This window comes from Nocardioides sp. ChNu-99, assembly GCF_029493445.1.
Lineage (GTDB): Bacteria > Actinomycetota > Actinomycetes > Propionibacteriales > Nocardioidaceae > Nocardioides.
In genome coordinates, this window is sequence record NZ_JAHWBL010000044.1 from 18,900 (window position 1) to 28,294 (window position 9,395).

At 72.7% G+C, this 9,395-nt stretch carries 8 protein-coding genes and 1 rRNA gene; all 9 read left to right on the forward strand.

What is annotated here, in order from left to right; all coding sequences use genetic code 11:
• Nucleotides 1-25: 25 nt before the first annotated feature.
• The gene (gene argJ / locus KK617_RS13890; protein WP_277500674.1) at nt 26-1,177 is read left to right on the forward strand and encodes a bifunctional glutamate N-acetyltransferase/amino-acid acetyltransferase ArgJ; all 1,152 of its coding nucleotides are present in this window, start codon (nt 26-28) and stop codon (nt 1,175-1,177) included.
• 65 nt (nt 1,178-1,242) lie between these two features.
• Nucleotides 1,243-2,178 carry an acetylglutamate kinase gene (gene argB, locus KK617_RS13895; RefSeq protein ID WP_277500682.1) on the forward strand — a complete coding sequence of 312 codons (936 nt, stop codon included), beginning with the start codon at nt 1,243-1,245 and terminating at the stop codon, nt 2,176-2,178.
• A complete protein-coding gene (locus tag KK617_RS13900; RefSeq protein WP_277500675.1) occupies nt 2,175-3,407 on the forward strand; it encodes an acetylornithine transaminase in 1,233 nt (410 codons plus the stop codon). The genes argB and KK617_RS13900 overlap by 4 nt, the downstream gene beginning before the upstream one ends.
• Nucleotides 3,404-4,420 carry an ornithine carbamoyltransferase gene (gene argF / locus KK617_RS13905; protein WP_277500676.1) on the forward strand — a complete coding sequence of 339 codons (1,017 nt, stop codon included), beginning with the start codon at nt 3,404-3,406 and terminating at the stop codon, nt 4,418-4,420. The genes KK617_RS13900 and argF overlap by 4 nt, the downstream gene beginning before the upstream one ends.
• 58 nt (nt 4,421-4,478) lie before the next feature.
• A complete protein-coding gene (locus KK617_RS13910) occupies nt 4,479-5,000 on the forward strand; it encodes an arginine repressor (protein WP_277500677.1) in 522 nt (173 codons plus the stop codon).
• A 123-nt stretch (nt 5,001-5,123) separates the two neighbouring features.
• Nucleotides 5,124-6,554: an argininosuccinate synthase gene (argG, locus tag KK617_RS13915; RefSeq protein ID WP_277500678.1), complete on the forward strand. Its 1,431-nt coding sequence runs from the start codon at nt 5,124-5,126 to the stop codon at nt 6,552-6,554.
• Nucleotides 6,554-7,993, forward strand: a complete 1,440-nt coding sequence (gene argH, locus KK617_RS13920) for an argininosuccinate lyase (protein ID WP_277500679.1) — start codon at nt 6,554-6,556, stop codon at nt 7,991-7,993. The genes argG and argH overlap by 1 nt, the downstream gene beginning before the upstream one ends.
• A gap of 13 nt (nt 7,994-8,006) precedes the next feature.
• Nucleotides 8,007-8,612 carry a DNA-3-methyladenine glycosylase gene (locus KK617_RS13925; protein WP_277500680.1) on the forward strand — a complete coding sequence of 202 codons (606 nt, stop codon included), beginning with the start codon at nt 8,007-8,009 and terminating at the stop codon, nt 8,610-8,612.
• 479 nt (nt 8,613-9,091) lie between these two features.
• A 16S ribosomal RNA gene (locus KK617_RS13930) occupies nt 9,092-9,395 on the forward strand; the annotation flags it as partial.

A 9,395-nucleotide genomic window follows, 5' to 3' on the forward strand; every position in this document is an offset into this window, starting at 1 on the left:
GTCCGCACCCCGAAGGACCTCCACGATGAGCATCACCACCCCCGCCGGCTTCCGCGCGGCCGGCGTCGCCGCCGGCCTGAAGAGCACGGGCGCCACCGACCTCGCGCTGGTCGTCAACGACGGTCCGCGCTTCGACTCCGCGTCGGTCTTCACGTCCAACCGCTGCAAGGCCAACCCCGTGCTGTGGAGCCAGGAGGTCGTCAAGGACGGCGTCGTGCGCGCCGTCGTGCTCAACTCCGGTGGCGCCAACTGCTACACGGGCGCCGAGGGCTTCCAGACCACCCACGCCGTCGCCGAGCGCGTGGCTGAGCGGGTCGGCATCGGGGCGGTCGACGTGGTCGTCTGCTCGACCGGGCTCATCGGCCTGGCGAACCCGCGCGAGAACCTGCTGGCCGGGGTGGACGCGGCGTACGACGCGCTGTCCGCCGACGGCGGGGAGGACGCGGCCCGCGCCATCATGACGACGGACTCGGTGCACAAGCAGGTCGTCGTCGAGGGCGCCGGCTGGTCCGTGGCCGGCATGGCCAAGGGCGCCGGGATGCTGGCCCCGCAGCTGGCCACCATGCTCGTGGTCCTCACCACCGACGCCGTCGTGCCGGCCGCCGACCTCGACACGGCGCTGCGCGCCGCCACCCGCGTGAGCTTCGACCGCCTCGACTCCGACGGCTGCATGTCGACCAACGACACCGTCACCGTGCTCGCCTCGGGCGCGAGCGGCATCACGCCGACCGCCGAGGACTTCACGGCCGCCCTGACGCAGGCGTGCACCGAGCTCGCGATGCAGCTGCTGAAGGACGCCGAGGGCGCCGACCACGAGATCGCCATCACGGTGCTGCACGCGGCCAGCGAGGACGACGCCGTCGAGGTGGGGCGCAGTGTCGCGCGCTCCAACCTCTTCAAGGCCGCCGTCTTCGGGCGCGACCCCAACTGGGGCCGGGTGCTGGCCAGCATGGGCACGACGGGCGCGGCCTTCGACCCCGCGGACCTCGACGTCGCCATGAACGGCGTGTGGGTGTGCCGCCGCTCGACCCCGGCGGAGGACCCGGCCGACGTCGACCTCAGCGGCCGCGAGGTCAGCGTGACGATCGACCTCAAGGCGGGCGACGAGCGGGCGACGGTGTGGACGAACGACCTCACCCACGCGTACGTGCACGAGAACAGCGCGTACTCGTCGTGACCGCCCCCGAGAGCGCCGACGCCGCCGGACCGGCCGAGCCCCAGGAGGACCACGTGGTCGAGGAGATCCACTACAAGCCGAAGGTCGACACCGCCAAGGCGGCGACCTTCGCGGCGGCACTGCCGTGGCTGAAGGCCTACAACGGCAAGATCGTCGTCATCAAGTACGGCGGCAACGCCATGACCGACGACGCCCTCAAGGCGGCGTTCGCGGAGGACGTCGCCTTCCTGCGCTACGCGGGGTTCAAGCCCGTCGTGGTCCACGGCGGCGGCCCCCAGATCAGCGAGATGCTCGGCCGGCTCGACATCGAGTCCGAGTTCCGCGGCGGCCTGCGCGTCACGACGCCGGAGGCGATGGACGTGGTCCGCATGGTGCTCGTCGGCAAGGTCCAGCGCGAGCTGGTCGGCCTGCTCAACACCCACGGCCCGATCGCCGTCGGGCTCTCGGGCGAGGACGCCGGCCTCTTCACGGCCGTCCCGGCCACCACCGTCGTCGACGGCGAGGAGGTCGACCTGGGGCTCGTGGGGGAGGTCTCCCACGTGCGCCCCGAGGCCGTGCTCGACATCGTCGAGGCCGGCCGCGTGCCCGTCATCTCGAGCGTCGCGCCCACCGAGGACGGCGTCGTGCACAACGTCAACGCGGACACGGCCGCGGCCGCGCTGGCCGTCGCGCTCGGCGCCGAGAAGCTGCTCGTGCTCACCGACGTCGAGGGGCTCTACCGTGACTGGCCGAACAGTCCCGACCTCGTCGGCGAGATCAGCCCCGAGGCGCTGGCCGAGATGATGCCGTCGCTGGCCAGCGGCATGGTGCCGAAGATGGGCGCCTGCCTGCGCGCCGTGCAGGAGGGCGTGCCGCGGGCCACCGTCGTCGACGGCCGCGAGCCCCACGCCGTGCTCCTCGAGCTCTTCACCGACGAGGGCATCGGCACCCAGGTGCTCCCCGGCGTGCCCACCAAGATCCGCACCGCCAAGGTGCCCCCGCAGCAGAAGGAGCAGGCGTGAGCGCCCCGCAGGACACCCCGGCCCCCGGAGCGGGCGCCTGGCAGGAGCGCTACGCCGGCGCCCTGATGAACACCTTCGGCCCGCCGAGGACCACGCTGGTCCGCGGCAGCGGCGCCCGCGTGTGGGACGCCGACGGTCGGGAGCACGTCGACTTCCTCGCCGGTATCGCCGTCAACACCCTGGGACACGCCCACCCGGCCCTCGTCGCCGCGGTCAGCGACCAGGTCGCGACGCTGGCGCACGTGTCGAACTTCTTCGCGACGCCGCCGCAGGTCCGCCTCGCCGAGCGCCTGCTCGAGCTGCTGGGCACCGACGGCCGGGTCTTCTTCGCGAACTCCGGCACGGAGGCCAACGAGGCCGCGCTCAAGCTGACCCGCCGTACCGGGCGGACGCGGGTGGTCGTCGCGGAAGGCGGGTTCCACGGCCGCACGATGGGCGCGCTCGCCCTCACGGCCAAGGAGGCCTACCGCACGCCCTTCGAGCCCCTGCCGGGCGACGTGACCTTCGTGCCGTACGGCGACGCCGACGCCCTCGCGGCCGCTGTCGACGACACCGTGGCCGCCGTGCTGGTGGAGCCCGTGCAGGGCGAGGCCGGGGTCGTCGTGCCCCCGGCCGACTACCTCGTGCGCGCCCAGGAGGTCGCCCGTGCCGCCGGCGCCCTGCTCTGGCTCGACGAGGTGCAGACGGGCATCGGGCGCACCGGCACGTGGTTCGCGCACCGCAACCCGGCCCTGGTGGCGGGCGACGTGGTCCCCGACATCGTGACCCTCGCCAAGGGCCTCGCCGGCGGCGTGCCGATCGGTGCCTGCATCGCGACCGGCGGGTCCGGGAAGCTGTTCGACCCGGGCAACCACGGCACCACGTTCGGCGGCAACCCGCTGGCCGCGGCCGCGGGTCTCGCCGTGCTCGACACGATCGAGTCCGAGGGGCTGCTCGAGCGCTCCCGCACGGCCGGTGCGCGCCTGCGCGCGCTGCTGGCCGCCGACGACCGTGTCGTCGAGGTGCGCGGCGCGGGCCTGATGGTCGGCATCGACCTGTCCGCGCCGGTGGCCGCCGAGGCGGTGGCGGCCGCCCAGGACGCGGGGTTCATCCTCAACGCGACGGGCCCCGCACGCATGCGCTTCGTCCCGCCGCTCGTGCTCGCCGACGCCGACCTCGACGCCCTCGCCGGTGCGTGGTCCGGCATCCTCGACGCCGCGTCCGCCGCTGCCGGGGGAGGTGCCGCGTGAGCACGGGTACGCCGGTGCGCCACCTGCTGCGCGACGACGACCTCTCGCCGGTCGAGCAGGCCCAGGTGCTGGCGCTCGCCGCGGCGTACAAGCAGGCGCCGTACGCCCACAAGCCCCTCGCCGGGCCGCGCACCGTCGCGATGATCTTCGACAAGCAGACGCTGCGCACGCAGTCGTCCTTCGCCGCGGGCATCGCCGAGCTGGGCGGCCACCCCCTCCTCGTCGACGGTGCCCTCGCCGGGATCGGCGTGCGGGAGTCCGTCGCCGACGTCGCGCGGGTGCTCGACCGCCAGGCCAGCGCGGTGGTGTGGCGCACCTACGAGCAGAGCCTCCTCGAGGAGATGGCCGCCTGGTCGCAGGTGCCCGTCGTCAACGCCCTCACCGACGACTTCCACCCCTGCCAGCTGCTGGCCGACCTCCAGACGCTGGCCGAGGCCCGGGGCCCGCTGCCCGGGATGCGCGTCGCGTTCCTCGGCGACGGGGCCTGCAACGTGGCGGCGTCCTGGCTGCTGGGCGGCGCGACGGCCGGCATGCACGTCCGGGTCGCGGCGCCGGAGGGCTACCTGCCCACCGCGGACGTGCTCGACCGGGCGGCGGCCATCGGCGCGACGACCGGCGGGTCCGTCGCCGCGACCACCGATCCCGCGGAGGCCCTGGCCGACGCCGACGTCGTGGTCACCGACACCTGGATCTCGATGGGCCGCGAGGAGCAGGCGGAGGAGCGCACGCGCGTCTTCGGCGCCTACGCGCTCGACGCCGCGGCCCTCGCGCAGGCCGGGCCCGACGCGCACGTGCTGCACTGCCTGCCGGCGTACCGGGGCAAGGAGATCGCCGCGGAGGTGATCGACGGCCCGCGCTCGCTGGTGTGGGACGAGGCGGAGAACCGGCGTCACGCGCAGAAGGCCGTCCTCGCGTTCCTCCTGGCCCGCTCCGGCCAGCTGCCCGCCGAGGAGACCTCGGCCGTCGACGACGTCATCGCCGCCGCCGGCCTCGCCGGTCCCGTGGGCGCCTGACGGGCGCCCGAGCCACCTGCACGACGACGCACCCGACCAGACCGACGAGGAGGTGAGCATGAGCGAGTCCGCCCTGACGCCGCTGACGAAGAACGCCCGGCAGCAGCGGATCACGGACCTGCTGGAGCAGCACGAGGTGCGCTCGCAGACCGAGCTGGCCGAGCTGCTCGCGGCCCGCGGGGTGCACGTCACCCAGGCGACGCTGTCGCGCGACCTCGTCGAGCTCGACGCCACCAAGGTGCGGGCCCGCTCGGGCGCGATGGTCTACGCGGTGCCGGCCGAGGGTGGCGACCGCACGCCGACGCACCTGCGCGAGTCGCAGTCGGGCGCCTCCCGGCTGGCGCGGCTGTGCGGCGAGCTCCTCGTCAGCGCCGAGGCGGCGGGCAACCTCGTGGTGCTGCGCACGCCCCCCGGCGCGGCGCAGTACCTGGCGAACGCCTTCGACAAGGCCGACCTCGGCGACGTCCTCGGCACCATCGCGGGCGACGACACGGTGCTCGTCATCGGCCGCGACCCCGCGGGCGGCGAGGAGCTCGCCCGGCGGTTCACCGCCCTGGCCGACGGCCAACCGGGCACCTAGCGCGCTCCACCCCGCACGTGCACGACCCCCCCACCCCCCACCACGACGGCGGCGCCCCCGCGCCGTACCCCCCGACCCGGCTGCGGACCCGCAGCCCCCGCGAGACGAAGGAAGACATCACACGTGAGCAAGGTCCTGACCTCCCTGCCCGCCGGCGAGCGCGTCGGCATCGCCTTCTCCGGTGGCCTGGACACCTCCGTCGCCGTCGCCTGGATGCGGGAGAAGGGTGCAGTGCCCTGCACCTACACCGCCGACATCGGCCAGTACGACGAGCCCGACATCGCGGGCGTGCCCGGCCGCGCCCTGGCGTACGGCGCGGAGCTGTCCCGCCTCGTCGACTGCAAGACGCAGCTGGTGGAGGAGGGTCTCGCGGCCCTGGCGTGCGGCGCCTTCCACATCCGCTCCGCGGGCCGCGCCTACTTCAACACCACGCCGCTGGGCCGCGCCGTCACCGGCACGCTGCTGGTGCGCGCCATGCACGAGGACGGCGTCGACATCTGGGGCGACGGCTCCACTTTCAAGGGCAACGACATCGAGCGGTTCTACCGCTACGGCCTGCTGGCGAACCCGGACCTCCGGATCTACAAGCCGTGGCTGGACGCCGACTTCGTGAGCGAGCTCGGGGGGCGCACCGAGATGAGCCAGTGGCTCACCGAGCGGGACCTGCCCTACCGCGACAGCAAGGAGAAGGCCTACTCCACCGACGCCAACATCTGGGGCGCCACCCACGAGGCGAAGACGCTCGAGCACCTGGACGTCTCGCTCGAGACGGTCGAGCCGATCATGGGCGTGAAGTTCTGGGACCCGAGCGTCGAGGTCCCGACCGAGGACGTGACCATCACGTTCGAGGCCGGGCGCCCGGTCGCGATCGACGGCCGCCGGTACGACGACCCGGTCGCCCTCGTCCACGAGGCCAACCTCATCGGCGGTCGCCACGGCCTGGGCATGTCCGACCAGATCGAGAACCGCATCATCGAGGCCAAGTCGCGCGGCATCTACGAGGCGCCGGCGCTCGCCCTGCTGTGGATCGCCTACGAGCGCCTGCTCAACGCCATCCACAACGAGGACACCGTGGCGAGCTACCACGTCGAGGGGCGCCGCCTCGGCCGGCTGCTCTACGAGGGCCGCTGGCTCGACCCCCAGGCCCTGATGATCCGCGAGTCCATCCAGCGCTGGATCGCCTCGCTCGTCACCGGCGAGGTGACGCTGCGCCTGCGCCGCGGCGAGGACTACACGATCCTGCGCACCGACGGCCCCGCGTTCTCCTACCACCCGGACAAGCTCTCGATGGAGCGCACGGAGAACGCCGCGTTCGGCCCCAACGACCGCATCGGCCAGCTCACGATGCGCAACCTCGACATCGCCGACTCGCGCTCCAAGCTCGAGGCCTACGCCGCGCAGCCGCTCGACCAGGGCCAGGTGCTCGTCGAGAACGGCACCCTGTTCGGCGAGATCGAGACGGGCGGCGCCGACCGCATCGCCGAGAACGCCGCGCTCGAGGGCGCCGAGGGCGAGGCGCTCGACGCCGCCGCCATGGAGTTCGGGACCGACTGATGAGTGACGAGCAGGAGTCGACCCGCACCGGGACCAACACCGGCAAGCTCTGGGGCGGCCGGTTCGCCGGTGGTCCGAGCCCCGAGCTCGAGGCGCTGTCGCGCTCGACGCACTTCGACTGGCGGCTCACGCCGTACGACCTCGCGGGGTCGCGGGCCCACGCGGGGGCGTTGCACCGCGCGGGGCTGCTCACCGACGCCGACCACGCGGAGCTGCTGCGCGGTCTCGACGTGCTGGGGGAGCGGTACGCCGCGGGCGAGCTTCACCCCGGGCCCGACGACGAGGACGTGCACGGTGCCCTCGAGCGCCTGCTGCTCGACGAGGTCGGCCCGGACGTCGGCGGTCGCCTGCGCGCCGGCCGCTCGCGCAACGACCAGATCGCGACCCTGTTCAAGATGTTCCTGCGCGACCACGCCCGGGTGGTGGCCGGGCAGGTGCTCGCCCTCGTCGACGCGCTGGCCGGGCAGGCGGAGCAGCACCTGGGCGCGGTCATGCCCGGGCGCACGCACCTGCAGCACGCCCAGCCGGTGCTGCTGAGCCACCACCTGCTCGCGCACGCCTGGGCGCTGCTGCGCGACGTCGACCGCCTCGCGGACTGGGACGCCCGGGTGGCGGGGGACTCGCCGTACGGCGCGGGGGCCCTCGCGGGCTCCAGCCTCGGCCTCGACCCGCACGGGGTGGCGCGGGAGCTGGGGTTCACGGGCTCGAGCGCCAACTCGATCGACGGCACGGCCTCGCGCGACTTCGTCGCCGAGCTCGCCTTCGTCGGGGCGATGGTGGGGGTCGACGTCAGCCGGATCGCCGAGGAGGTCATCCTCTGGTCGACGGCCGAGTTCCGCTTCGTGTGGCTGCACGACTCCTGGTCGACCGGGTCGAGCATCATGCCGCAGAAGAAGAACCCCGACATCGCCGAGCTCGCGCGGGGCAAGGCCGGTCGTCTCATCGGCGACCTCGCCGGACTGCTCGCCACGCTCAAGGCGCTGCCACTGGCGTACAACCGCGACCTGCAGGAGGACAAGGAGCCGGTCTTCGACACCGTCGACACCCTCGAGGTCCTGCTCCCGGCGTTCACGGGGATGGTGGCGACACTGGCGTTCGACACCGACCGGATGGCCGAGCTCGCGCCCCAGGGGTTCTCGCTCGCGACCGACGTCGCCGAGTGGCTGGTGCGGGAGGGCGTCCCCTTCCGCGTGGCGCACGAGGTGGCGGGGGAGTGCGTGCGTCGTTGCGAGGCCGCGGGCAGCGACCTCCCGGACCTCACCGACGAGGAGCTGCGCGACATCCACCCGGCCCTGACCCCCGGGGTACGCGCGGTGCTCACCGTCGAGGGGTCCGTCGCCTCCCGCGACGGTGTCGGGGGTACGGCGCCGGTCCGCGTCCGCGAGCAGCTCGACGACCTGCGGGCGCGCGCCGCGGCGCTGCGCGAGCGCCTGGCCTGAGGAAGGACCCCCGATGAGCGACCTCCCCGACCTCCACCACCTCCTGGGCGGACCGGTCGAGGAGGTCGCTCCGTCGTTGCTGGGCCTCCACGTCGTGCACGGGGAGGTGCGGCTGCGGCTCACGGAGGTGGAGGCGTACGACGGGGAGCGCGACCCCGCGTCGCACGCGTGGCGGGGGAGGACGGCGCGCAACGCGGCGATGTTCGGCCCGCGGGGGCACGCGTACGTGTACTTCACCTACGGGATGCACTACTGCCTCAACGTGGTGACGGGGGACGAGGGCACCGCGTCCGGTGTGCTGCTGCGGGCCGGTGAGGTCGTCGCCGGCACCGAGGTGGCCCGGGCCCGCCGCCCGGGTGCGCCGCCGCGCGACCTCGCCCGCGGCCCGGCCCGGCTCACCAAGGCGCTGGGGGTCGATGCGAACCAGTACGGCGTGCCCCTCCTCGACCCGGCGGGGGAGCTGCGCCTCGAGCGGGCGGGCGACACGCCCGGGCCGGAACTCGTCTCGAGCGGTCCCCGCGTGGGGGTGAGCCGCGAGGCGGAGCGCCCGTGGCGGTTCTGGCTGACGGGGGATCCGACCGTCAGCCCGTACCGCCCGGCGGTGAAGCGGCGCAGGTAACCCGCTGACCTGCGGTTATGCGTCCCGGACGGCTCGGATTTGCACTCCGTTCCCATCCTGCTAATGTTCTTCCTGTCGCGCCGAGCGGCTCCCACTGAAACGGGTCGGAAGACCTGAGCAGCGGTGCGCCGTGAAGCCGATCGGGACGGAGAAGGCCTGCTTGACAGGCCGGATGCGAACCGGTAAGTTTCTGCAGGTTGCCCCGAGGGGCCGGAGAGATACCGGTCAAGCGGTGCGCGTGTGATTCTTGAGAACTCAACAGTGTGTCATATAAGTCGACGGATTAGTTTGTTTGTTTTTGCCTCGTCGGCTCGCTGGTGGCTGGTTCCTTCGGGGGCTGGGTCTCTGGTGGGTTGATGTTTCTTTGGTGGAGACGGATTTTCGATGTCGTAAGATGTCGGGGTTTGTTTTCTGTCTGGGATGAAGGCTTCATTGTTGAAACTCGGCTGGCCCGGAAGGGTTGGTTGGGGTTTTTGTTTTCGATGGAGAGTTTGATCCTGGCTCAGGACGAACGCTGGCGGCGTGCTTAACACATGCAAGTCGAGCGGAAAGGCCACTTCGGTGGTACTCGAGCGGCGAACGGGTGAGTAACACGTGAGTAATCTGCCCCTCACTCAGGGATAACCGCGGGAAGCTGCGGCTAATACCTGATATGACATGGTCTCGCATGAGGTCGTGTGGAAAGTGTTTCAGCGGTGGGGGATGTGCTCGCGGCCTATCAGCTTGTTGGTGAGGTAGTGGCTCACCAAGGCTTCGACGGGTAGCCGGCCTGAGAGGGTGACC